This is a genomic window from Novosphingobium soli, from assembly GCF_042432915.1.
Classification (GTDB): Bacteria; Pseudomonadota; Alphaproteobacteria; order Sphingomonadales; family Sphingomonadaceae; genus Novosphingobium; species Novosphingobium soli.
In genome coordinates this window covers 214,310-237,801 of the sequence record NZ_JBHLWK010000015.1, presented here as the reverse complement: position 1 = coordinate 237,801, position 23,492 = coordinate 214,310, and the positions used below count along the sequence as shown (strand labels likewise).

25 protein-coding genes are annotated in these 23,492 nt (G+C 69.6%); 11 read left to right on the top strand and 14 right to left on the bottom strand.

Features of this window, described 5'->3' with window-relative positions; translation table 11 throughout:
* Positions 1-91: 91 nt before the first annotated feature.
* Positions 92-922, bottom strand: a complete 831-nt coding sequence (map, locus tag ACFFJC_RS13345) for a type I methionyl aminopeptidase (RefSeq protein WP_379487973.1) — start codon at positions 920-922, stop codon at positions 92-94.
* A 37-nt stretch (positions 923-959) separates the two neighbouring features.
* A complete protein-coding gene (locus tag ACFFJC_RS13340; RefSeq protein WP_379487972.1) occupies positions 960-1,799 on the bottom strand; it encodes a DUF4163 domain-containing protein in 840 nt (279 codons plus the stop codon).
* 49 nt (positions 1,800-1,848) lie between these two features.
* Between ACFFJC_RS13340 and ACFFJC_RS13335 the strand changes: the two genes are divergently transcribed.
* From ACFFJC_RS13335 to ACFFJC_RS13310, 6 genes are all read left to right on the top strand, one after another.
* Entirely contained in the window at positions 1,849-3,243 is a 1,395-nt protein-coding gene (locus ACFFJC_RS13335; protein ID WP_379487971.1) for a leucyl aminopeptidase family protein, read from the top strand.
* A 72-nt stretch (positions 3,244-3,315) separates the two neighbouring features.
* Complete coding sequence (locus ACFFJC_RS13330; RefSeq protein WP_379487970.1) at positions 3,316-3,657, top strand: SH3 domain-containing protein; 342 nt, start codon at positions 3,316-3,318, stop codon at positions 3,655-3,657.
* A complete protein-coding gene (gene argC, locus ACFFJC_RS13325; protein WP_379487969.1) occupies positions 3,654-4,577 on the top strand; it encodes an N-acetyl-gamma-glutamyl-phosphate reductase in 924 nt (307 codons plus the stop codon). Before ACFFJC_RS13330 ends, argC begins: the two co-directional genes overlap by 4 nt.
* A gap of 296 nt (positions 4,578-4,873) precedes the next feature.
* On the top strand, positions 4,874-5,212 hold the full coding sequence (locus tag ACFFJC_RS13320) for a P-II family nitrogen regulator (protein ID WP_008832116.1): 339 nt from the start codon (positions 4,874-4,876) through the stop codon (positions 5,210-5,212).
* 118 nt (positions 5,213-5,330) lie between these two features.
* Entirely contained in the window at positions 5,331-6,740 is a 1,410-nt protein-coding gene (gene glnA, locus ACFFJC_RS13315; protein ID WP_379487968.1) for a type I glutamate--ammonia ligase, read from the top strand.
* 273 nt (positions 6,741-7,013) lie between these two features.
* Positions 7,014-7,673, top strand: a complete 660-nt coding sequence (locus tag ACFFJC_RS13310) for a lysozyme (protein WP_379487967.1) — start codon at positions 7,014-7,016, stop codon at positions 7,671-7,673.
* A 246-nt stretch (positions 7,674-7,919) separates the two neighbouring features.
* On the opposite strand, the gene ACFFJC_RS13305 is transcribed toward ACFFJC_RS13310, so the two are convergent.
* Both ACFFJC_RS13305 and ACFFJC_RS13300 read right to left on the bottom strand, forming a co-directional pair.
* A complete protein-coding gene (locus ACFFJC_RS13305) occupies positions 7,920-8,765 on the bottom strand; it encodes an arginyltransferase (protein WP_379487966.1) in 846 nt (281 codons plus the stop codon).
* A 212-nt stretch (positions 8,766-8,977) separates the two neighbouring features.
* Positions 8,978-10,234 (bottom strand): threonine ammonia-lyase, encoded by a 1,257-nt coding sequence (locus tag ACFFJC_RS13300; RefSeq protein ID WP_379487965.1) that lies wholly within the window; start codon positions 10,232-10,234, stop codon positions 8,978-8,980.
* A gap of 132 nt (positions 10,235-10,366) precedes the next feature.
* Here ACFFJC_RS13300 and ACFFJC_RS13295 point away from each other — a divergent pair, with 132 nt between their 5' ends.
* Both ACFFJC_RS13295 and ACFFJC_RS13290 read left to right on the top strand, forming a co-directional pair.
* Positions 10,367-11,275: an NAD(P)-dependent oxidoreductase gene (locus tag ACFFJC_RS13295; protein ID WP_379487964.1), complete on the top strand. Its 909-nt coding sequence runs from the start codon at positions 10,367-10,369 to the stop codon at positions 11,273-11,275.
* Positions 11,272-12,978: an amidohydrolase gene (locus tag ACFFJC_RS13290; RefSeq protein WP_379487963.1), complete on the top strand. Its 1,707-nt coding sequence runs from the start codon at positions 11,272-11,274 to the stop codon at positions 12,976-12,978. The genes ACFFJC_RS13295 and ACFFJC_RS13290 overlap by 4 nt, the downstream gene beginning before the upstream one ends.
* 49 nt (positions 12,979-13,027) lie before the next feature.
* Here the strand turns inward: ACFFJC_RS13290 and tatC are convergent, their stop codons facing one another.
* From tatC to ACFFJC_RS13240, 10 genes are all read right to left on the bottom strand, one after another.
* Entirely contained in the window at positions 13,028-13,873 is an 846-nt protein-coding gene (gene tatC / locus ACFFJC_RS13285) for a twin-arginine translocase subunit TatC (RefSeq protein WP_379487962.1), read from the bottom strand.
* Positions 13,874-13,890: 17 nt separating this feature from the next.
* Positions 13,891-14,277, bottom strand: coding sequence for a Sec-independent protein translocase protein TatB (gene tatB, locus ACFFJC_RS13280; protein ID WP_379487961.1), 387 nt, complete (start codon positions 14,275-14,277; stop codon positions 13,891-13,893).
* A gap of 20 nt (positions 14,278-14,297) precedes the next feature.
* Positions 14,298-14,540, bottom strand: coding sequence for a twin-arginine translocase TatA/TatE family subunit (locus ACFFJC_RS13275; protein ID WP_379487960.1), 243 nt, complete (start codon positions 14,538-14,540; stop codon positions 14,298-14,300).
* Positions 14,541-14,653: 113 nt separating this feature from the next.
* On the bottom strand, positions 14,654-15,253 hold the full coding sequence (gene scpB, locus ACFFJC_RS13270) for an SMC-Scp complex subunit ScpB (RefSeq protein WP_379487959.1): 600 nt from the start codon (positions 15,251-15,253) through the stop codon (positions 14,654-14,656).
* Between the two features lie 181 nt (positions 15,254-15,434).
* Entirely contained in the window at positions 15,435-16,226 is a 792-nt protein-coding gene (locus ACFFJC_RS13265; protein WP_379487958.1) for a segregation and condensation protein A, read from the bottom strand.
* Between the two features lies 1 nt (position 16,227).
* The gene (gene nagZ / locus ACFFJC_RS13260) at positions 16,228-17,238 is read right to left on the bottom strand and encodes a beta-N-acetylhexosaminidase (protein WP_379487957.1); all 1,011 of its coding nucleotides are present in this window, start codon (positions 17,236-17,238) and stop codon (positions 16,228-16,230) included.
* Positions 17,239-17,308: 70 nt separating this feature from the next.
* The gene (locus tag ACFFJC_RS13255; RefSeq protein ID WP_379487956.1) at positions 17,309-18,094 is read right to left on the bottom strand and encodes an SDR family oxidoreductase; all 786 of its coding nucleotides are present in this window, start codon (positions 18,092-18,094) and stop codon (positions 17,309-17,311) included.
* Between the two features lie 24 nt (positions 18,095-18,118).
* Positions 18,119-18,874 (bottom strand): SDR family NAD(P)-dependent oxidoreductase, encoded by a 756-nt coding sequence (locus ACFFJC_RS13250; RefSeq protein WP_379487955.1) that lies wholly within the window; start codon positions 18,872-18,874, stop codon positions 18,119-18,121.
* Positions 18,875-18,887: 13 nt separating this feature from the next.
* Positions 18,888-19,664, bottom strand: a complete 777-nt coding sequence (locus tag ACFFJC_RS13245; RefSeq protein ID WP_379487954.1) for a carboxymuconolactone decarboxylase family protein — start codon at positions 19,662-19,664, stop codon at positions 18,888-18,890.
* Positions 19,665-19,666: 2 nt separating this feature from the next.
* The gene (locus ACFFJC_RS13240) at positions 19,667-21,142 is read right to left on the bottom strand and encodes an aldehyde dehydrogenase family protein (RefSeq protein ID WP_379487953.1); all 1,476 of its coding nucleotides are present in this window, start codon (positions 21,140-21,142) and stop codon (positions 19,667-19,669) included.
* Positions 21,143-21,278: 136 nt separating this feature from the next.
* Between ACFFJC_RS13240 and ACFFJC_RS13235 the strand changes: the two genes are divergently transcribed.
* The 3 genes from ACFFJC_RS13235 to ACFFJC_RS13225 all read left to right on the top strand — a co-directional run bounded on the left by ACFFJC_RS13235 (position 21,279) and on the right by ACFFJC_RS13225 (position 23,296).
* Positions 21,279-22,004 (top strand): FCD domain-containing protein, encoded by a 726-nt coding sequence (locus ACFFJC_RS13235; protein WP_379487952.1) that lies wholly within the window; start codon positions 21,279-21,281, stop codon positions 22,002-22,004.
* Between the two features lie 63 nt (positions 22,005-22,067).
* Positions 22,068-22,469 carry a metallopeptidase family protein gene (locus ACFFJC_RS13230; protein WP_379487951.1) on the top strand — a complete coding sequence of 134 codons (402 nt, stop codon included), beginning with the start codon at positions 22,068-22,070 and terminating at the stop codon, positions 22,467-22,469.
* 290 nt (positions 22,470-22,759) lie between these two features.
* Positions 22,760-23,296: a hypothetical protein gene (locus ACFFJC_RS13225; protein WP_379487950.1), complete on the top strand. Its 537-nt coding sequence runs from the start codon at positions 22,760-22,762 to the stop codon at positions 23,294-23,296.
* The last annotated feature ends 196 nt before the right edge of the window (positions 23,297-23,492 follow it).

The window sequence follows — 23,492 nt, the reverse complement described above, 5'->3', positions numbered from 1 at the left end:
GGTCACGCCAGGAGCGATGCGCAGGGGCGATGAGTGCGCCTGTTCGCGTCACCGCGGTGCTGGCGACGGCGTTCCGCGCCTGCCCCGCGGTTCAGGCGTAAGGCGGCTTGTGCAGGCCGCCGGGGCTGCTCGTGAAGATCTCGCAGCCATCCTCGGTGATGCCGATCGAGTGCTCGAACTGCGCGGAGAGCGACTTGTCGCGCGTCACCGCCGTCCAGCCGTCGGCCAGCAGCTTCACCGGCGGCTTGCCGAGGTTGATCATCGGCTCGATGGTGAAGAACATGCCCGGCCTGAGCAGCGGTCCGGTGCCGGGGCGGCCGGCGTGGACCACCTCGGGCGCATCGTGGAACAGGCGACCCACGCCATGGCCGCAGAACTCGCGCACCACGCCGTAGCGGTTGGCTTCGGCATAGGCCTGGATGGCCGCGCCGATGTCGCCGATGCGGTTGCCCGGCTTCGCCTGCTCGATGCCGATCATGAGGCATTCGTACGTCACGTCCACCAGGCGGCGGGCCTTGAGCGGCACGTCGCCCACCAGGTACATGCGGCTGGTGTCGCCGTGCCAGCCATCGAGCAGCGGGGTCACGTCGATGTTGACGATGTCGCCGTCCTTCAGCGTCTTTTCGGACGGGATGCCGTGGCACACGACGTGGTTGATCGAGATGCAGCAGGAATGGGCATAGCCACGGTAGCCGAGCGTCGCGGGCACGGCGCCGCCCGCGATCGTGAGCTCGCGCACGCGATTGTCGATCTCGGCGGTGGAGACGCCGGGCTGCACCATCGGCGCGATCTCGTCGAGGATGCGGGCGGCCAGCTGGCCGGCGCGGCGCATGCCTTCGAACCCTTCAGGGCCGTGCAGCTTGATGGTGCCGTCGCGCAGCAGGGTGTCGTCGCCGGGCTCTACGATCTGGTATTCGCTCATGCCCCCGATATAGCGCATCCGGCCCCGAATTGCGAGATCAAGGCTGCACCGAAAAGGCGCTGCGGTACTGCGGCTTGAGCGCGGCCATGACCTTGCCGGTGACCGGAAGGGTCACCTCGTAGCTCCCCTCGGCGTAGGGACCGGCCTCGTAAGGGGCCACCAGCACGCCGATCCGGTCGAAGCTGCGCCGGTTCGAGGAGCCCAGGATCAGCGTCTGCGCGGCGGGGTCGATGCACTCGCTGAACATCTGCCCGCTGTCGCGCTGGACCGGCTCGCCGCGCTTCTTCGCCCGCTCGCGGTCCAGGGCGTCGCAGAACGGCGCGCGGATCGCGGAGCGCAGCGCGTCGGCGCTGGCGAAGAGCTCGTCCGGCTTGCGGGCCACGTCGGCGCGGCGGTCCCACAGGAGCGAATCGGACGTGGTCATCCCATGCGCCCCGCCCGAGAACTCGTAGTGGACGGCGGAGAGCGAAAGCCAGCCCGGCAGGTCGGTGACCACCTTCCACTCCGTCTGCCGTTCGTAGGCGTGATAGGGGTAGCCATCCTTGCTGGCGTCCGCCTTGGCGGTGCGGGAGGTGGAGACGAGGTCGGCCTTGCCGGCCTCGAGCCGGCGGTCGAGCAGGTCGCGCAGGCCGGGGATCGCCGCCGCCTCGTCCGGATAGGCATAGGCGAAGGTGTAGAGATCGGTCTTCGCGCTCTCGCTCCGGCCGCGGGCAACCGGCACGGGGGGCGCCGCCTGCGTCGGCTCCTCGGCGCCCGCATCGGGCATCGCCTCGCCGGCCGGCCCGCTGGCCTGAGCGTTGGCCTGAGCGTTCGGCTGCCCGCCGTCGCAAGCCACGGCCGCGAAGGCCAGAACCGCCACAAAACCGCCGTATCGCATCAAATTTCCTCTCGCACTCGGGCTTGCGGGAAGGCTAGAGAAGAGCCGCATGAGCGACAAGAACGCATTGGTCCAGCCCGACCGCGGACAGAAGGCCGTCTCCATCCACCTGGTGGACAAGGACGGACTCGATAAATTCCGCAAGGGCCTCGCCGTTCCCCAGCGCGCCGCGCTCGAGGCCCACCGCTTCGACGCCTCGGCCTACGAATACGCCATCATCCCCGAGGACGACGGCTGGGCCGTGGTCGCCGGCGTGGCCGATGCCGCGGCGCTGTCGAGCTGGTGCATGGCCAAGCTGGCCGAGAAGCTGCCGACCGGCACCTATCGCCGCGTCGGTGGCGAGCCGGGGCCCGCGGCCTTCGGCTGGATCACCGGCCAGTACACGTTCGACCGCTACAAGGCGGAGCCAGAGGAGGAAGGCCCGCGCGTCCTCCTTACCGCCGAGCCTGCCGCGATCGAGGCGCTGACCGCCGAGGCGGAAGCGGTCATGCTGGTGCGCGACCTCGTCAACACCCCGGCCGAGGACATGGGCCCCGCCCAGCTCGAGGCCGAGGCCGAGAACCTGCACCGCGCCTTCCGCGCCGAGATCCGCGTCACCCGCGGCGACGTGCTGGAGCGCGACTTCCCGATGGTCCATGCGGTCGGCCGGGCCGCCGGGCGCGCCCACGCTCCGCGCATGATCGAGCTCGAATGGGGCGATCCCCGGCACCCGCGCGTGGCGATCGTCGGCAAGGGGGTGTGCTTCGATTCGGGCGGGCTCGACGTCAAGCCGGGCTCGGGCATGCTGCTGATGAAGAAGGACATGGGCGGCGCGGCGCACGCGCTGGCGCTGGCCCGCCTGGTCATGGCTGCCGCCCTTCCGGTGCGCCTTCACGTGCTGGTCCCCGCCGTCGAGAACGCGATCTCGGGCAACGCCTTCCGTCCGGGCGACATCCTGCGCAGCCGCGCCGGGATCTCGGTGGAGATCGGCAACACCGACGCGGAAGGGCGGCTGATCCTGGGCGACGCGCTGGCCCGCGCCAGCGAGGCCGGGCCCGAACTGGTGATCGACTTCGCCACGCTCACCGGCGCGGCGCGCGTGGCGGTCGGTCCCGATCTCCCCGCGCTGTTCGCACGCTATGACGCCACTGCTGCGGCGCTATTGACGGCCGGCGCGGAGCACGACGACCCCTGCTGGCGGCTGCCGCTGCACGAGGGCTACCGCGAATACCTCAAGTCCGACATCGCCGACATCAACAACGCCGGCTCCAGCGGCTTCGCCGGCGCCAGCACCGCCGCCCTGTTCCTCGACCGCTTCGTCGCCGACGGCATCGACTGGGCCCACTTCGATACCTTCGCCTGGCGCCCCGCCGCCAAGCCGGGCCGTCCCAAGGGCGGCGACGCGCTGGGCCTGCGGGCCGCCTGGCACATGCTGCAGGCCCGATACGCCGCCAAGGACGGCTGACCTTGCGATCCCGCCGGGACTCGGCTAGGCGCGCGCATCCTTGCATCTGGAGACGTACTCGCGTTGGCACTTGTGGATTCGCCTGACCGCCCTCCCGCCGTGGAAGGCATGCTCGCCATGACCGGGCCGAGCGTAAGCGCGGATCCCGGTTGCTTGCCGGTGCGCGGCGACCTGGCGCACATCAAGCTCGCCGGCCGCTACTTCGTCCCGCACTACGCCGTGCCGATGCCCCACCGGCTGGTCGCTCCCGCAACGCTGCGCGCCGCCACTGCCGAGAGCGCGCCGGAGATCTGCCCGGTCCCCGCCGGAGCCGCGTTCGACGTGCTCGACATGGCGGGCGGCTGGGCCTGGGGCCAGTACGGCGAGGACGGGCCGGTCGGCTACCTGCCGCTCGCCAGCCTGGAAGCGGCATGAGCGCCAGCGTCTTCATCGACGGCGCCGCGGGCACCACGGGCCTCGAGATCGCCGAGCGGCTGGCGGGCCGCCCGGAATTCGATCTCGTCACCCTCGATGACCACCGGCGCAAGGACGATGCCGCCCGCGCCGAGGCACTGAACGACGCCGACTTCGTGATCCTGTGCCTGCCCGACGAGGCCGCGAAGGCCGCCGTGGGCATGATCCGCAGCGCGCGCACACGGGTGATCGACGCCTCCTCCGCCCATCGCGTGGCGCCGGAGTGGGCTTACGGCTTCGCCGAAGTCACCGGGCGCGAGGCGATCGCCGCGGCCCGCTTCGTCAGCAACCCGGGCTGCTATCCCACGGGCTTCATCGGTCTCGTCGCACCGCTCGTGCGCGCCGGGCTGCTACCGGCCGACTGGCCCTTCGTGTGCCACGCCGTCTCGGGCTACTCGGGTGGCGGCAAGGCGCTGATCGCGCGCTTCGAGGCCGACTCCGACATCGCCTTCCGCGCCTATGGCCTCGCGTTAGGCCACAAGCACGTGCCCGAGATGCAGGTGCATGCGGGCCTCGCCCACGCTCCCATCTTCGCACCCGCCGTGGTGCCTGCGCATCGCGGCATGCTGGTCGAAGTGCCGCTGCACCTTTCCGCCATGCCTTCGTCGGCAACGCCGGCCGAACTGCGCGCCGCCCTGTCCGCCTTCTATGCCGGCAGCCCGGTCGTTGCGGTCGCGCAGGATCGCCCTGACGAGCTGCTGTTGCGGGCTTCCATGGCTCCTGTCGACACCCTGACGCTGCGCGTGCTGGGATCCGAGGACGGCACGCAGGCGCGCCTCGTCGCCATGCTCGACAACCTCGGCAAGGGCGCGAGCGGCGCGGCGGTGCAGAACCTCAACATCATGGCCGGCCTAGACGAGACCGCGGGCCTCCGGCTCTGACGCCGCTTCCGGCACCGCCGGAACCCTGCCGCCAACCCTCTTGCACAATTTTCAGGCAGCCTCTGCCTGATTGTTGTACAGATCGGTCGGCAATGTGCCCCGGCGCTTTGCGGCGGATTATTCATCGCACGGTCAAATCGCCCAATTCCGGTCTTTTCGCGCCTGCACACTGCGCCTATCAGGGTGGGGACCGCATTGGCACGATTCTTGATGGGAATCGCGCGCGAGGCATCTGGTTCCCGGACCGGTAACCTCTTCAAGACAGTCCGGGTGCAAGTGCAGGGGTCCAGGCAGGCGTGAAGAAGATCGAAGCCATCATCAAGCCGTTCAAGCTCGACGAAGTGAAAGAGGCGCTGCACGAAGTGGGCGTTTCGGGCATCACCGTGACCGAGGCGAAGGGCTTCGGGCGCCAGAAGGGCCATACCGAACTCTATCGCGGCGCCGAGTACGTCGTCGATTTCCTGCCCAAGGTGAAGCTGGAGGTCGTCGTGCCCGACGCCCTGGCCGAGCGCGTGGTGGAAGCGATCGCCGACGCGGCGCAGACCGGGCGCATCGGCGACGGCAAGATCTTCGTGGTGCCGGTCGAGACCGCCGTGCGCATCCGCACCGGCGAACGCGACGACGACGCGCTCTGAGAACTTCCGGCCGCGGCCGGGACCGGAAACTGCGCTTGCTTGGGGGCGGCGCTGTTCCGCAACAAGACCACACTATCCTCTTTCGGGATCGGAAGAGTAACGCTGGAGAACCAAGACAATGGCTAGTGCAAAGGACGTCCTGAACAAGATCAAGGACGAGGAGATCGAATGGGTCGATCTTCGCTTCACCGATCCGAAGGGCAAGTGGCAGCACCTCACCATGGTCTCGTCGGTCCTCGGCGAGGACGAGCTCGAGGACGGCCTGATGTTCGACGGTTCGTCGATCGAAGGCTGGAAGGCCATCAACGAGTCGGACATGATCCTCAAGCCCGACCTCGACGCCGTCTACACTGACCCGTTCTCGGCCACCCCGATGCTGATCGTGTTCTGCGACATCGTCGAGCCCTCGACCGGTGAGCTCTACAGCCGCGATCCGCGCTCGACCGCCAAGCGCGCCGAAGCCTTCGTCAAGTCCGCGGGCTTCGGCGACACCGTCTACGTCGGTCCCGAGGCCGAGTTCTTCATGTTCGACGACGTGAAATTCTACGATGGCTACGACGGCAACGGCTTCAAGATCGACGACATCGAGCTGCCCGGCAACTCGGACAAGGCCTACGACACCGGCAACCTGGGCCATCGCCCGCGCGCCAAGGGCGGCTACTTCCCGGTCGCTCCGGTCGACTCTGCCGTCGACATCCGCGGCGAGATGGTCTCTACCATGCTCGAGATGGGCCTGCCCTGCGACAAGCACCACCACGAGGTGGCCGCCGCGCAGCACGAGCTCGGCCTCACCTTCGGCACGCTGGTCACCACCGCCGACCGCATGCAGATCTACAAGTACGTGGTGCACATGGTCGCGCAGGCCTACGGCAAGACCGCCACGTTCATGCCGAAGCCGATCATGAAGGACAACGGCTCGGGCATGCACACCCACATGTCGATCTGGGAAGGCGGCAAGCCGCTCTTCGCCGGCAACGGCTACGCGGGCCTCTCGGACACCTGCCTGTACTTCATCGGCGGCGTCATCAAGCACGCCAAGGCCCTCAACGCCTTCACCAACCCGACCACCAACAGCTACAAGCGCCTGGTGCCGGGTTACGAAGCGCCGGTGCTGCTGGCCTACTCGGCCCGCAATCGCTCGGCCTCTTGCCGCATCCCCTACGGTGCGGGCGAGAAGGCGAAGCGCGTGGAATTCCGCTTCCCCGACGCGATGGCCAACCCGTACCTGTGCTACGCCGCGCTGCTGATGGCCGGCCTCGATGGCATCAAGAACAAGATCCATCCGGGCGAAGCCATGGACAAGAACCTGTACGATCTGCCGCCGGCCGAGCTGGCCGAAGTGCCGACCGTCTGCGGTTCGCTGCGTGAAGCGCTCGACAGCCTGCAGGCCGACCACGCCTTCCTCCTCGAAGGCGGCGTGTTCACCGAGGACCAGATCGAAGCCTACCTCGAACTCAAGTGGCCCGAAGTGCTGCGCTGGGAAACCACGCCCTCGGCGGTCGAGTTCGACATGTACTACAGCGCCTGATCTCACGACCAGGCGGCGACGAGTTCGCCGAGAGGGGCGTCCGGAGCGATCCGGGCGCCCTTTCTCTTTGGCCGATGACATATGCTGATAGCCGCGATGGCAGCCCCAGAATGCGCTTTCCTACACGGTGCGAACGGGGTTACCTGATGAGCGATCCCGCGACCAGCGGGGCAGGCAGACCGGCGCGCAGCGCCTCCACGAGAATTCGGGCGCATCCAGGCAGCCGCGATCACGCGTCGGCTTCGCGCATGTCATGTTGAGGAGGGAACGTTCATGAACAGGAAGCCGATCTTCGACGCCGTCCGCCAGATGCTGGACCGCAGCTTCACGCAGGCGGAGGTCGACGCGCTCGACGATGCCATCGACCTGGCCACCGGCGGCCTCTCGGCCGGCCTCGCCCCCCAGCCCCCGGCTCAGGCCGCGCCCCAGCCCGCTCCCAAGCCTGCCGCGGCCGAGGAAGCGGACGGTGGCTTCTCGCTCGGCGAGCCCGGTGCCGCTCTCATCAAGAAGTGGGAGGGCTGTGCCAAGCGCCTCGCCGACGGCACCTTCACCGCCTATCCCGATCCGGGCAGCACCGACGGCCGGCCCTGGACCATCGGATGGGGCTCGACCGGGGCCGACGTGAGCAGGGGCGTCGTATGGACACAGCAGCAGTGCGACGCGCGCTTCACCAAGGACATGGGACGCTACGTCAAGGCGGTGGCGGACTTCGTCGGCTCCGCACCCACCACGCAGAACCAGTTCGATGCACTCGTCTCGTTCCACTACAACACCGGCGCCATCGGCTCTTCCACGCTCGGCAAGCTACACAAGAAGGGACAGTTCGCAGAGGCGCAGAAGGAGTTCGGCAAGTGGATCTTCAACGACGGGCGGCCGATGAACGGCCTGAAGTCGCGCCGAGCGGACGAAGCCAAGCTTTACGCGACGGTCTGACGGCAGCAGCTTCCGGTTCTCCGAAGCCGTGGGGGTGCATCGAGGACCGGATCGCCCGGTCCGGCCACTGGCGGGGGCACACCTGCCGATGTGGCCGCCGTGGCTCGCGCGAACGGCCGCATCCCGCCGCCGGTTCGTTCGGGCAGCAAGGAACTACATGGACCGCGGCGTTGCCAACGCCCAGGGGCTAGTGGCCGATGCGCGATAACGTAGGACCGCAGACCTCGGCAAACGGCCTCAGCGCGATCAACTCCGTGCCGGGCCCTTGGCGACCGCAGGCATGCCGTCCTTGCAGCCCGCCGCCGTTTCCCGGCAACGCGGGCCGGCGGCATCGTGAATCAGGCGGTCGTGCTCGGCGGCGGCGATCCGCTCCCACCCGCTACGGCCCAGGCGCTCCATCGGGCGGTAGCGCACCTTGTACTGCATCCGGGCCGAACCCTCGACCCAGTAGCCAAGGTAGACGTAGGCCAGCCCCATCTCGTTCGCCCGGCGGATGTGATCGAGGATGATGTAGGTTCCCAGGCCCTGGCGGGCGCTGTGGTGGGGATCGTAGAACGAATAGATCATCGACAGCCCGTCGCACTGCCGGTCGGTGAGGCAGGCACCGACGAGGCGACCTGGGGCCACGCCGTCGGGCGAAGGCTCTCGGTATTCGATGACGTAGCTGGTGACCGGCGTGTGCTCCACCATGTCGGCGAAGTCCACTTCGTCCATCGTGGTCATCCCGCCTTCAGGGTGACGGACGGAAAGATAGCGCTGGAGCAGGTCGAACTGCTCGCTGGTCGACCAGGGCCGGCAGACGGTGGCGACGAGGTCGGAATGGGCGCGGATGGTGCGCTTCTGCGTGCCGGAGGGCGTGAACTCTCCGGTGACGACGCGGACCGAGACACAGGCGTTGCAATCGATGCAGGATGGCCGGTACGCAACCGTCTGGCTGCGGCGGAAGCCGATGCGGCCGAGCGCATCATTGAGCGAATCGGCGTGCGGCCCCTTCAGTTCCGTGAACACCTTGCGCTCGCTCCGGCCCGGAAGGTACGGACACGGCGCCGGGCTGGTCACGAAAAAGCGTGGAAATCGAACCGGAGCCGTCACTTGGTGGAGTCTTCCTCTGGCGTTTTCGGTCGGCGCTGCGTCCGCCTGTTCCGGGAATATGCATACCGGATCAGCGCCTTGCGAGTCATTTAACCACAAAATCCGAGCGGGCCGCAGCGAATTCACGCCGGACCGGCGGCATCGGCCAGCGATCGTTCCGCTTTGGGGCGCAGGTTCCGGCCGCGGTGAGCCGGCCGGCTTCCTCCGGCGGCTTATTCGGTCTCGACCAGCTTCACTTCGTAGCCCTCGCGGCGCAGCGCGGAGACGAGCGCCTCCAGCTGCTGCTTGTCCCGCGCCTCGCACTCGATCTCGGTGACGAGACCCTTGGCCGGCAGGTGCGTGAAGATGCGCTGGTGGAAGACCTCGATGATGTTGACGTTGTGCTCATGGAACACCTTGGCCACCTTGAACAGCGCGCCAGCGCGGTCCTGCAGCCCGATGCGCAGACGCGCGAGGCGACCTGACCGGGCGAGATCGCGCAACAGCACGTTGGCGAGCAGGCGTGTGTCGATATTGCCGCCAGACAGCACCATGCCCACCTTGCGGCCGGCGAAGAGCTCGCGGTTGTTCATCACCGCCGCAAGCCCGGTGGCGCCGGCGCCTTCCACCAATGTCTTCTCGATCTGGAGAAGCAGGCACAGCGCGCTCTCGATCGCCGATTCGCTCACCAGCAGGAACTCGTCGAGCAGCGGGCGCAGCACCTTCGAGGTCATCAGCCCCGGCGCGATCACGGCGATGCCCTCGGCCAGGGTGTCGCCGCCGATGGGCAGGTTCGTGCCTTTCAGCAGATTGTACATCGAGGGATAGAGCTGCGCTTCGACGCCCACGAGGCGGATCGCCGGATTGATGTCGCGCGCGATCGTGCCCATGCCCGACGACAGGCCGCCGCCACCCACGGGCAGCACCAGCGTGTCGAGGTCCGGCACGTCCTCCAGCATCTCGAGGCCGACGGTGCCCTGCCCGGCGGCGACGTGCGGATCGTCGAACGGATGGACGAAGGTGAGGCCCAGCTCGCCCTCCAGCTTGCGGGCATGGGCATAGGCCTCGTCGAAGCTCTCGCCCTCCAGCACCACCTTGCCGCCCACGCTCTCGGTCTGCATGACCTTCACGGTCGGCGTGGTCTTGGGCATGACGATGGTGACGGGCACGCCCAGCCGCGTCCCGTGGTAGCTCAGGCCCTGCGCATGGTTGCCGGCGGAGGCGGCGATCACGCCGCGGCTCTTGCGGTCCTCGGGCAGCTGGAGCAGCGCGTTCAGCGCGCCGCGCTCCTTGTAAGCGGCGGTGAACTGCAGGTTCTCGAACTTGAGGTAGATCTCCGCGCCGGTGATCGCGCTCAGCGTGGCGCTGTACTCGGTCGGCGTGCGCACGACCTTGCCCGCAATTCGCTCCGCCGCCGCGCGAACGTCGGCTGCGGTCAGCGGGACGTCCGAGACGGCCGCGGGAGCGATGTTGAGCAAAGTCTGGTCCATAGACGGCGCCGACTACCGGAAACCGGCTCCGATGGGAAGCAAACATGGGCCCACCCGTTGCGGACCCGGTCTGGCCGACCGGGAAACGCCGGACCCCGTTTGCTTTCCTGCAAAACGCGTTAGAAAGCGGGCATGAGCGAGCACACTGCCACACCCCGCAAGGTTTCCGTGATCGGCCTCGGCACCATGGGCGGGGCGATCGCGCGCCACGTTGGCGCGGCCGGCCACGAGCTGACGATCTACAACCGCACGCCCGAACGCGCGCGCAAGTGGAACGCGGACAATCCGGGGCTGGCCCACCGCATCGCCGCCAACCCCGCGCATGCCGCGCAGGACGCCGACGTCGTCATTACTTGCGTCGGCAACGACGACGACCTCGCCGATGTCGTGCTCGGCCCCAACGGCGTGTTCCGCATGCTCAAGAAGGGCGGCACCTTCATCGACCACACCACGGTTTCGGCGCGCATCGCCCGCCAGATCTCGGTCGAGGCGCGCGACCTCAAGATCCATTGCGTCGATGCGCCGATGACTGGCTCGCAGATCGGTGCCGAGAACGGCACGCTCACGCTGATGTGCGGCGGGCGCGACGACGCGATCGAGGCGGCGCGGCCAATCATGGAGAGCTACTCCAGCCGCATCGTCCACGTCGGCAAGGCGGGATCGGGCCAGATCGCCAAGATGGCCAACCAGATCTGCATCGCCGGCAACGTCGCCGCGCTGGCCGAGGCGGTGCGTTTCGCGCAGGCCTCGCACCTCGACATGGAGAAGGTCTACGAGGCGATCTCGGGCGGCGCGGCGCAGTCGTGGCAGATGGACAATCGCTGGCGCTCGATGGACGCGGACGAATTCGACTTCGGCTTTGCAATCGACTGGATGCGCAAGGACCTCGGCCTCAGCCTGGAGGAAGGGCGCGGCCTTGGCGTCTCGCTGCCGGTTGCCGCTCTGGTGGACCAGTTCTTCTCCGAAATCCAGGCGACGGGCGGCGGCCGGCTCGATACCAGCGCGATCATCAAGCGACTGCCGAAGAAGGGAAACTCGTGAGGCATTCGATAGCGGCAGCCCTCGCGCTGCTGGCCGGCACGGCGCTCTCCGCTGGGCTTGCCTCGGTGGCGCATGCGGACGTGCTGGTGGACAACGTCGAGGGCATCACGCCCGATGGCAAGGGCGGCGTCGAGCGCTTCGAAGGCTTCCTCATCGCTCAGGACGGCCGCGTGCTGCAGGTGTTCCGCCACGGCGACAAGCGGCCTAAGAAGGTCGAGTACCAGGTCGACGGCAAGGGCCGCGTGGTCGTGCCCGGCATGATCGACGCGCACGGCCACGTCATGGCCACCGGGTTCGCGCGCATGACGCTCGACTTGTCGGCGGCGCGCTCACTGGACGAGGCCTTGTCGCGCATCCGCGCCTGGACGGCGGCGCATCCCGACGCGCCGTGGATCCTGGGCGGCGGCTGGAACCAGGCGCAATGGGGCCTCGCCCGCATGCCCACCGCGGCCGAGCTCGACGCGGCCACCGGCGGCAAGCCGGCCTGGCTCATGCGGGTCGACGGCCATGCCGGCTGGGCCAACTCCGCCGCGCTCGCCGCAGCCGGGGTGACCGCCGCCACGGCCAACCCGCCGGGCGGCGAAATCCTGCGCGCGGAAGGCTCCAAGGCGCCTGCAGGCGTGCTGGTCGACGCAGCGACCCGGCTGGTCGAGAGCAAGGCGCCCCAGCCCCGGCCCGAGGATCGGGACACCGCGTTCGGGGAAGCCCAGCTGCAGTTCCTGGCCGCCGGCGTCACCACCATCGCCGACATGGGCACTGCGATCGAGGACTGGCAGACCTTCCGCCGCTCGGCCGATCGCGGCGACCTGCGCATCCGGATCGTCGCCTACGCCGGCGGGACCGACGCCATGACGCTGATCGGCGGCCCCGGGCCGACGCCGTGGCTCTATGACGACCGGCTCAAGATGAACGGTGTGAAGCTCTACCTCGACGGCGCGCTCGGCTCGCGCGGGGCCTGGCTGAAGGCGCCTTATGCCGACGATGCCTCGACCAGGGGCCTGCCGCAGATGAGCCAGACGCAGCTCGGCAACCTGATGAGCCGCGCGGCGATGGATGGCTTCCAGGTGGCGGTCCACGCCATCGGCGACGAGGCCAACGCCACCGTGCTCGATTCGATCGAGGAGCTGTCGCAGACCTACAAGGGCGACCGCCGCTGGCGCATCGAGCATGCGCAGGTGGTCGATCCTGCCGACATTCCGCGGTTCGGGCGCAACGGCGTCGTCGCCTCGATGCAGCCGCAGCACCAGGCCTCCGACCGCCTGATGGCCGAGGCGCGCCTTGGGCCGCAGCGGCTTGCGGGCGCCTATGCGTGGAAGTCCATCGCGGCGGCCGGGGCGACGCTGGCGTTCGGCTCCGACACTCCGGTCGAGCCGGCGCATCCGTTCGAAGGCCTGGCCGTGGCGATCAGCCGCACCGGGACGGACGGACAGCCTGCCGGCGGCTGGCAGCCGCAGGAGGCGCTGAGCCGCGAGGCGGCGCTGTCCGCCTACACCACCGGCGCGGCGTGGTCGCTGTTCGCCGAGGATCGCCTGGGGCGCATCGCCAAGGGATTCCGCGCGGATTTCCTGTTCGTGGACGCCGATCCGATGACGGCGAGCCCGGAGCAGGTGCGGGGGATCAGGGTGCTGGAGACCTGGATCGGCGGCAAGCTTGCCTGGTCCGCCGCGCAGGACGGTGGCAAGGCCGGCGTCAGGCGACAATAGCGCCGCATTAGCGCCGCATTAGCGCGGCAACAGGAGCGGGTTGGCGTCGCTACTCGGCGACGGCCCGCCCGGCCGCCTCGGCGTTCTCCGCGATTGCCTGTTCCTCGGCCGCCTGGTCCTCGGCCGCGCGCTCGCGGGCGTCGCGGCGCTCGGTGAACCACATGACGACCAGCGTCCCCTCGAACAGCAGCAGCAGCGGGATCGCCAGCAGCAGCTGCGAGACGACGTCCGGCGGGGTCGCCACGGCAGCGACGATGAACACCCCGACGATGGCATAGCGGCGCGCCGCCACGCACTGCGCCCGCGTGACGATCCCGGCGCGGTTGAGCAGCATCAGCAGCACCGGCAGCAGGAAGCTGATGCCGAAGGCCAGGATGAACTGCATGACCAGGGCGAGGTAGTCCCCGGTGCCGGGCAGCGCCTCCAGCTTGAGGCCGCCGGTGGTGCCCTCGAAGCTCAGGAAGAAGTGGAAGGCGGTCGGCATCACCACGTAGTAGGCCAGGGCCGCGCCCATCGTGAACAGCACCGGCGTCGCCACCAGGAAGGGCAGGAACGCCTTCTTCTCCTTGGCGTAGAGGCCGGGTGCCACGAACAGCCAGAGCTGGTTCGCGATCACCGGAAAGCTCACGAAGAAGGCGGCGAACAGCGCGATCTTCACGTTCACGAAGAACGCTTCGTAGAGCTTGGTGTAGATCAGCGTGCCCTGCCCCGGCGGGAAGGCCGCGGTCAGCGGCCGCACGAGGAACGAGAAGATGTCCTCGGAGAAGTAGAAGCACACGCCGAAGGCGAGCCCGAAGGCCAGGAAGGCGCGCACGAGCCGCGTGCGCAGCTCGATCAGATGGTCGAGCAGCGGGGCCTGGGTGTCGTCGATGTCGGAGATGCGGAACGGCTGCATGGGCGGGGCTCGGAGGGTCAGGGCGGCGGCGGGGGCAGGTGCAGCTCGGCCTGCCGGGGGTTCGCCGCGCTGCCTTCGGGATCATCGCGCCCGTCAGGCGCGTCGGCGGCCACCAGCGCCGGCGTCCCGGCCGGCGGCTGCATGTCCTCGGCGGTCGGCAGGTGGACCTGCGGCGCCGCCTTCATGATCGCCTCGTTCTGCTCGCGCCACTTGCGTTCCATCTCCTCGAGCTCGGCCTCGCGGACCATGGCGTCGAGGCCGGAGCGGAAGTGGTTCGACATCTTGCGCATCTTGCCGATCCAGCGGCCGGCGGTGCGCAGCGCCATCGGCATATCCTTGGGGCCGATGACGACGACCGCCACGATGACGATCATCAGCAGTTCGGATGCGCCGATGTCGAACATCGCGTGTCAGCCCCGAGCGCTCAGAGCTGCTCGGTCTTGGTCTCGGTCGCCGTCGGCGCGACGTCGGCCTTCTGCGCGGGGATCTGCGCGGGCGGGGTGGTCGAGGCCGAGGCCTTCTTCGCCTCCTCCTCGTTCATGCCGTCCTTGAAGCTCTTGATGCCCTTGCCGAAGTCACCCATGATTTCCGACACGCGGCCGCGTCCGAACAGCACGAGCACGATCACGAGGACGATCAGCCAGTGCCAGATCGAGAAGCTACCCATAACCTCAACTCCAAAAGCGCGGCCGATTCCGGCCGGTCATGGGGCGCATGTAAGCGCTTTGCGGGCAAGTTGCCAGCCCGTCATGGTTCTGTCCCGCGGCCGTCACGTGCCTGTCAGGTTGACGGGGAACCGCGCCCTGCGCCGCCGCCGAGCGCCGTCTCGATCATGTCCTCGTCCACCGGGTCGAGCAGGCCTGCCGCGCGCAGTTCGTCGATTCCCGGCAGCTCCTTGAGCGAGGCGAGCCCGAAGTGGTCGAGGAACACCGGCGTCGTCGCGTAGATCACCGGTCGGCCCGGCACCTCGCGCCGGCCGGCCACGCGCACCCAGCCCGCCTCCAGCAGCACGTCGAGCGTGCCCTTGCCGGTCTGGACGCCGCGGATCGCCTCGATCTCGGCGCGGCTGACGGGTTCGTGGTAGGCGACGATCGCCAGCACCTCGGTCGCGGCGCGGCTGAGGCGGCGCAGCTCCTCCTTCTCGCGCCGCAGCAGGTGGGCGAGGTCGGGCGCGGTCTCGAAGTGCCAGCGCCCGCCGCGCTCGACGAGCCGCACGCCGCGCTCGCGGTAGTGGCGCTCCAGCTCGGCCAGCGCGGGGCGCACCTCGCCCGGCTTGTCCCCGAAGCCGAGGTGCAGCGCGATCTGCGCTGCCGTCAGCGGTTCCTCCGCGGCGAAGAGCGTGGCCTCCACCGCGCGGACGAGCTCGTCGGGTGGGGTCATGCGAGAGGCCCTGCGTCTGGCCGCGGGGGCTTCGACAGGCTCAGCCTGAGCGGGTGTGGGAAGAATGGGTGTGTGATCGCGCTGGGATGGCACTTCGGCGGACCCGCAGGCCGCGTTGCCCCTCTACTCTTCCCCTCGCTCAGGCTGAGCCTGTCGAAGCCCGCGGGGGCCCAGTCCGCCCTCACGGCTTCACCGCGCGCAGGCGCAGCGGGCCGAAGGTCTCGTCCTGCGCCAGCTCGGCGCGCCCGGTGCGCGCCAGTTCCAGCGCCGCGACGAAGCTGGAGGCGAGCGCGGAGCGGCGCAGCCGCGGGTCGGCCCAGGCGTCGTGCGCGGGCGGCAGGAACTCGCGCAGGTCCATCCAGTCGATCGCCACGCCAAGCATCGAGGAGACGCGCTGGATCGCGCTGTCGAGCGTCATCACCATGCGCTCGCGCACCATGTGGACGACCGGCTGCGAGCGGATCTTGACGTCGCCATAGGCACGCACGAGGTCGAACCATTCGCATTGCCACAGCGACTTGCGGTCCACCCGCAGCCCTTCCGGGGCGCCGCGCGGGAACACGTCGCGGCCGAGCCGGTCGCGCCCCATCAGCCGCGCCGCCGCCTCGCGCATGGCGCCCAGGCGCTGCAGGCGCATCTGCAGGCGCAGCGCCAGCTCCTCCGGGCTCGGGTCCTCCTGCTCGTCGCGCGGCAGCAGCAGCGCGGACTTGAGATAGGCCAGCCACGCGGCCATCACCAGGTAGTCGGCGGCCAGCTCAAGCCGCAGCGCCTCGGCTTCCTCGATGTAGCTCAGGTAGGCGTCGACCAGCTCGAGGATCGAGATCCGCCGCAAGTCCACCTTCTGCCGCCGGGCGAGGTCGAGCAGGAGGTCGAGCGGGCCTTCCCAGCCCTCGATCTCCAGGTAAAGCTTGTCGCCCTGGTCCTCGGCGCGCGCTTCCCCTTCCCAGCCCTGCGCGTCGAAGAGGGTGGCCATCTCAGGCGGCTCCCAGCGCCAGCAGCGCGTCGCGCCGCGCGAGCAGCGCCGCGTGGTCGCCCGCCGTGCCTTCGCCGGTTCCCTGCAATGCGCGGTGCAGGCGGGCGGCGGTCTCCTCGCCCAAGGCCGGCAGGACCTGCGCGATGCCCGCCATGTCGTCCATCCGCGCCCAGCAGTTGAGCGCGATGTCGCAGCCCGCGGCGATGGCCCGCGCCGCTCGCTCGGGCACCGTGCCCGAAAGCGCCTCCATGTCGAGGTCGTCGCTCAGCAGCAGGCCGTCGAAGCCGATGGTGCCGCGGATCACCTCGCCGATCACCGTGGGCGAGAGCGTGGCGGGATTCTCCGCGTCCCAAGCGGTGTAGCGCACGTGCGCGGTCATGCCGATCGGTGCCGAGGCCAGCGTCCGGAACGGCGCCAGGTCGGTCTCCAGCTCCTGCGCCGATGCCGTGACCGTCGGCAGCTCCTTGTGGCTGTCCGCCAGGGCGCGCCCGTGCCCCGGGATGTGCTTGATGCACCCCGCCACCCCAGCGCGGGCGAAGCCGTCGAGGATGGCGCGGCCGAGCGCGGCCACCCGCATCGGCTCCGAACCCAGCGCGCGATCGCCGATGACGTCGTGGGCGCCGGGCTGGCGCACGTCGAGCGAGGGATGGCAGTCGACGCTGATCCCCGCTTCGGCGAGGTCCAGCCCGAGCGCCTGCGCATTTAGCCGCGCCGCCTCGATGGCGCTGGCGGGCGCCAGGTCGTAGAGCCGGTCGAACGCCTCGCCCGGCGGGTAGGCGCTCCACACCGGCGGCTTCATGCGGGCGACGCGGCCGCCCTCCTGGTCGATGCAGACGAACAGCCGATCGCGCCCGTGAATGGCGCGCAGGTCGTCGGTCAGCGCGCGCAGCTGCGCGCGGCTTTCGACGTTGCGGCCGAACAGGATGTAGCCCGCCGGATCGGCGTCGCGGAAGAAGGCGCGCTCGTCGTCGGTGAGGGTCAGGCCCGAAAGGCCGAAGATCGCCGGTAGCATGCCCGGTTTGCTCGCAGAAACGGCGCGCTTCCGCAAGGAAGCCCGGGCATCGGAATGTGGATGGCCCCGCCTAGGGCCGCATGACCCAGCCGCCGTCGACATGCACCGTCTGGCCGGTGATCCACTGCCCCGCCGCCGAGCACAGCAGCAGCAGCGTGCCGACCAGCTCGTCCGGACCGCCGCGCGCCCTGGTGGCGCAGGCCATCTCCAGGAACCGGATGAAGGGCGAGTCGTCCGGCACCAGCAGCTTGCCCGCGTCCGAGGTGACGTTGCCGGGCGCGATGGCGTTGCAGGTGATGCCGTCCTTGCCGAGCTGCTTCGCCAGCGTGGTGGTGAGCCCCACCAGCGCCAGCTTGGAAATGCCGTAGAGGCCGCTGGCCGGGAAGGCGCCGCCGCTGGTCTGGTTGACGATGCGCCCGCCGCCGCGCTCGCGCATCGCGGGGATGACCGCCCGGGCGCAGAGCAGCGCGCCGTTGAGGTTTACCGAGAACGCCCGGTTCCACGCCTCCAGGCTGACGGTCTCGCAGCTGTCGTAGCTGATGTCGACCATCAGCGCGGCGTTGTTGACGAGGATGTCGACGCCTCCGAACGCGTCCGTCGCGGCCCTGCCCATTGCCAGCGTGGAGGCTTCGTCGGACACGTCGACCTGCACGGCCGCCGCGCTGCCGCCCGCCGCGTTGATCTCCGCGGCGACCGCTTCCGCCCCCTCGCGGTTGAGATCGGCCACGACGACGCTCGCACCCGCCCCCGCCAGGCCGAGCGCATAGGCGCGGCCGATGGAATTGCCGCGCCCGCCGGCGCCGGTGACCACCGCCACCTTGCCGTCGAGGCGGAACTGATCGAGCGTGAAGGTCATCCTGATGGCTCCCCTGACGGCGGCTCAGCCCGCCGTGATCCCCTTGTCGATGTCGATGCAGTTGCCGTGAAAGCCGCGCCCGGCCTCGGAGGCGAGCAGCAGGACCATGTCGGCGACGTCGTCCACCTCCACCTGCCCGCGCAGGCCCGAGTAGCGCTTGAGCAGCTCGAAGTCGCAGTTCTCGGGCGGGCGGAAGTTGATGGCGATGTTGGTGACCATGCCGCCCGGCGCCACCGCGTTGATGCGGATCGGCGCCTTCTGGTATTCCATCGCCATCGCCTTGGTCATGCCCAGGATGCCCCACTTGCTGGCGCAGTAGGCGGCGGCATAGGCCTCGCCGATGTAGGAGGCGCAGGAGGCGACATTGACGATCGCCCCGTTCGTCTCCAGCAGGTGCGGGATCGCCCCCTGCGAGAGGATGAATGCCGCGTCGAGGTTGACCGCCATCGTACGGCGGTACTGCTCCAGCGGCATCTGCGGCGTGTTGGCGAGGTAGATCAGCCCGGCGACGTTGCACAGCGCATCGAGCCGGCCGAAGCGCCGGGTCGCCTCGGGCACGACGCCGGCGCAGGCCGCCGGGTCGGAGAGATCGACCACCTGGGTGGCGACGGCGCGCCCGCTCTTCTCCAGCATCGCCGCCGTCTCGGCCAGCGCCTGGGCGTTGACGTCGACCAGCCACAGGTCGGCCCCGGCCTTCGCCAGCTTCAGCGAGCTGGCCCGGCCCAGCCCCGATGCGGCGCCGGTGACGAGGGCGACCTTGCCCGTCATGTCGGTGTTCATCGTCTCGTCTCCCTCATCCGTGCCACGGCAGGCCCTTGGCGACCTTGTCGATCATCTCGATCACCACGCCGTTGATGCGCGAGGCCTTGGGCCAGCCGGCGTGGGTGCCGTACTGCAGGACGAACTCGAGCATCTCCTCGCCGGTGCAGTTGCCGCTCGCCATGGCGGCGTGGACGTGGCTGCGGATCGGGATCTCGGCCGCCGATTCGCACACCCCCACCAGCGTGATCCAGCGGCGCGACGGCTCGTCGAGGCCGGGCCGCCACCACATCTCGCCGAAGACGAAGTTGTTGATGCCCTCCAGGTAGGGGGAGCTCGGCGGGCCCGGCGCGAAGGTCATGACCTTGGCGAAGGCGGCGTGGCCCCGGTCGTTGCGCGCCTGCGGGTCCCATGGCGCGGGCGCGAGCGGCGGCAGCTCGGCCGGCGGCAGGTCCAGCTCGCTTGCGACGCGGGTGACGGCGCGGTCCAGCTTGCCGCCGTTGCCCCAGCCGGCGTAGACCGCCAGGTGCAGCGCCGCCTCGCGCAGTTCGGGCAGGCTCAGGTGGTCGCCCACCAGCGCGCCGCGCACGAAGTCGTCGAGCTGGCGCTCCTCCAGCCCGCAGGTCGCCGCGCTCGCCATCGCGACGAGGTGGCGCGGCCGCGGCGGCAGGCCGGGGCGGGTCCAGACCTCGGCCCACACGAAGTCGCGCCACGACTGCTCGAACAGCGTCTGCGGCGCGCGCGCGGGGCGGGCGGTGGCGCGGGCTTCGGCGGCGAGGCCGGCGGCGATGCGGTCCTGCGGATCGAGCATCGTCATCCCTCCTGCAGGTTGACCCAGACGTTGCGGACCTGCTGGAACTCGCGCAACGCCTCGATCCCGCCCAGTCGCCCGTGGCCGGAATGCTTCATGCCGCCGAACGGCACGCAGGGCGTCATCGCCTCGCCCGAGCCGTTGACCTGCACCTGCCCGGCCATCATCTGCCCGGCCACGCGGTGCGCGCGGGCGAGGCTGGTGGTGTGGATGTAGGCGCCGAGCCCGTAGTCGCTGTCGTTGGCGAGCGCGATCGCCTCCTCCTCGCTGTCGAACGGCGTCACGACGAGGACGGGGCCGAACACCTCGTTGCGGGCGATGGCGCTCTGCGGAGCGACGTCGGCGAGCACGGTGATCGGCAGGAAGAAGCCGGGGGCATGCTCGCCGCCCAGCCGCTCGCCCCCGCAGACGAGGCGGGCGCCGTCGGCCAAGCCGCCCTCGACCATGCCCTGGATCCGGGCGAGCGCGGCCTCGGAGATCACCGGGCCCATGATCGTGTCCATCGCCAGCGGATCGCCGACCTTCACGTGCCCCGCCATCGCGGCGAGCATCTGCACGTAGGGCTCGTAGATCGCGCGCTCCACCAGCAGCCGCGTGCCGTTGACGCAGCCCTGCCCGTTGGCGCTGACCGCGCCGGACAGCCCGCGCTTCGCCGCCGCCTGCAGGTCGGCATCGGCGAAGACCAGCACCGCCGACTTGCCGCCGAGCTCCAGCCCCACCGGCTTGAGCGTCTCGGCCGCGCTGGCGAGGATCTTGCGCGCGGTGGCGCCCGAACCGATGAATTCGATCTTGCCGATGCCGGGGTGCGCCACCATGGCCGCGCCGACATCGGGCCCGCCGGTGACGAGATTGACGACGCCCGGCGGGAACCCCGCCTCCGCGATGATCTCGACCAGCTTCATCAGCGAATAGGGCGCGTTCTCCGGCGCCTTGAGCACCACGCAGTTGCCGGTGGCGAGCGCGGGCGCCAGGCACATCGTGGCGGCGAAGAGCGGCCCGTTCCACGGCACGATCACGCCGACGACGCCATAGGGCTCGTACATCACGTAGTCGTGCGCCGGCCCGCCCCAGGTCGAGACCGTGCGCCCCTCGATCTTATCCGCCCAGCCGCCGAAGTAGCGGAACTTCTGCGCGGCATCGGCGCTCATGTGCGGGCCGGCGAGGATGATCGAGCCGTTCTCGATCGAGAGCAGCGGGGTCATCTCCGCCGCCTTCTCCTCGATCAGCGCGGCGAGGCGGAACATGAGGTCGCGCCGCTTGTCGCCGGGCAGCGCGCGCCAGGCGGGCGCGGCGGCCCGCGCCGCGGCGACGGCGCGATCGACGTCCCCGGCATCGGCGAGGTGGAACGCGCCGGTGCCTTGCGCCGTCCCCGGGTAGACGTGCTCGAACCGCGCGCCGCCGCCCCCCGTCTCGCGGGTGTCGCCCACCACGAGGCTATGGCGCGGCAGAACCGCCCGGTCCGGTGTGAGGAATGCCATCGCCTGCTCCCAACCTGCGATCGGCCGGCCTTCGGGCCTGCCTGCTTGAGCGGCATGTTATGTGCCTCTAAATAGCCTCGCAACGGAGTTGAATTGCAAGATACGCCCCCAAAGCAGCAACGCTGGACCCTATACTATGCCTATGAATGATCCTGCGGCGCCCGTCGCCGTCCGCCGGCGCCGCGGCACCAACCTCGTTGCCGCCACCACCGAGGTCCTGCGCCAGCGCATCTTCGCGGCGCCCACGGGAACGCTGATCGGATCGCTCCACGCGCTGGCGCGGAGCCTGGAGGTGGGCATCGTCACCTTGCAGCAGGCCGCGCGCGTGCTGGAGCACGAGGGGCTGCTGGAGGTCCGCCGCGGGCCGGGCGGCGGCTACTACGGCGCCCGGCCCGACGATGCCGCGCTGGAGCGCGCGTTCGACGCCTACCTGCGAGTCCATCCCGCCACCTGGGAGGAGGCGCTCGACATGACCTCGCTCCTGTTCAACGAACTCGCCGCAGCGGCCGCGGCCTGCGACGACGCCGACCTCCTCGCGCAGCTGCGGGCCATAGCCGAGCGGGTGGAGGCCTGCGCGACCCAGGCCGAGCTCGGCGCCTTCGAGTTCGATTTCCAGGAACTGCTGTTCCGCATGGTGCGCCGGCCGCTGTTCGAGATGCTCACCCGCGTGACGCTGGGCTATGCGACCACCCGCAGCGGCGCGCCGGTCCATGCGCTGGACCAGGACCTGCCCGGCTGGAAGGCGGGCCGGCGCCGGATCATCGCCGCGATCCTCGCCCGCGACCCGGCCCTGGCCCGCTTCGAGGCCGACCGCAGCAACCGCGCCGTCGTCATGCGGCACCTGGCCCTGGCTCCGGAGTAATGGCGAGCAGGGCTTTGCACCGGGCGATTTACGCAAGGGGTGCGTAGTGCCACAAGCACCGGCATGACACGCCGCTTCGGACCCCCGCCCTCCGCCGCCGACTTCGAGGCCCTGGCCCAGGCCGCCTTCGCGCGCATCCCCGACCCCTTCGCCGGCCACCTCGACGGCATCACCGTCCATGTCGAGGAGTTCGCGGACGAGGAGACGCTGCGCGCGCTGGAGATCGAGGATCCGTTCGCCCTGACCGGCCTCTACCACGGACGCTCGATGGACCTCGACTCGGTCTGGACCTCGGGCGAGCTGCCCCCGCGCGTCACCCTCTATCGCCAGCCGCTGCTGGCCGAGTGGTGCGAGACCGAAGTCGCGCTCGAAGACCTCGTCACCCACGTCGTCATCCACGAGATCGGCCACCACTTCGGCCTCTCGGACGCACAGATGCACGCACTGGAGGACGAGGCCCGCTGACACGCACCAGCCCCGGCCTGCCGCGGAGGCGCATTCCGCGATGCCAGGAACGACCGAGTTGGGGTGGTCAGCTGCACTGCGGTCCAATCACTCCGCGCATGCTGCGCTTGCCGAAGCACGGAACCTCGCGCCACGCCTCGGCCTTCGACAAGCTCAGGCTGAGCGGAGTGAGGAGGTCTGAAGTGGGTGGTGAGCGCTCGGTCGGCTTGCGGCCACGAACCGCCATCAGCCGACACGCCTTGCTTCGTGGCTCCCCCGCTCTAGTAAAAGCAGAAATCCAGGGGGTTTCGATGTTCGAGAAGCTATGTTGTGCCGTCGCGGCTCTGCTCGCCGCGTCATCGGCGGCCCATTCTGCGGAGCCGGGCTCCACGCCGGTTCCGGCGCCGGTGATCGCCCTCAAGGGTTGCTGGGAAGGCAGCGGCGAGGTGATGAACAAGCCCGTCACCATCGGCATCCTCGCAAAGCCGATCGTCCAGGAGGCGATGGTGGCGCTCGATCTCGAAAGCAGCGCCATGGCCGATGCCGAAGATCGCTACTCGGCTCACCTGGTATTCGGCGGAGCCAACAAGCAGCCGGGGAAGGCGGCAGATCAGATCGTGGGATTTTGGGCAGACAGCTTCGGAGGTGGCTTCGCCGCTTCGGGGCAAGGCGAAGTCAGCTCCGATGGGTTCACCGTCACCTACCAGTATCCTGACGACGCGTTCGTGAACCGTTGGCACCTCTCGGGAGACCACCTCGTGTGGCAGATCGTAGCACGGGACGGAAACAACGTTGAGAAGCCCTTCGCACAGTATTCGCTTCACAGGATGGCGTGTCCACCACGGTAGCTCCCCACGGTGTCAGAAGCGTCTTACGGGCTTAGCCTCGGGGGGCACCTATTGGCGCAAAGTGGGCGAAGCAGCCCGTCCTCTATCGGGAAGGCTGAAGGCGCAAGCGCATGCCCGGCATGGGTCGTTAGCTGAGCGGGGTGAGGCGGTCTGATGTGGGTGGGACGCCGTCGCAGCCATCCTCCCCGGAACGGGG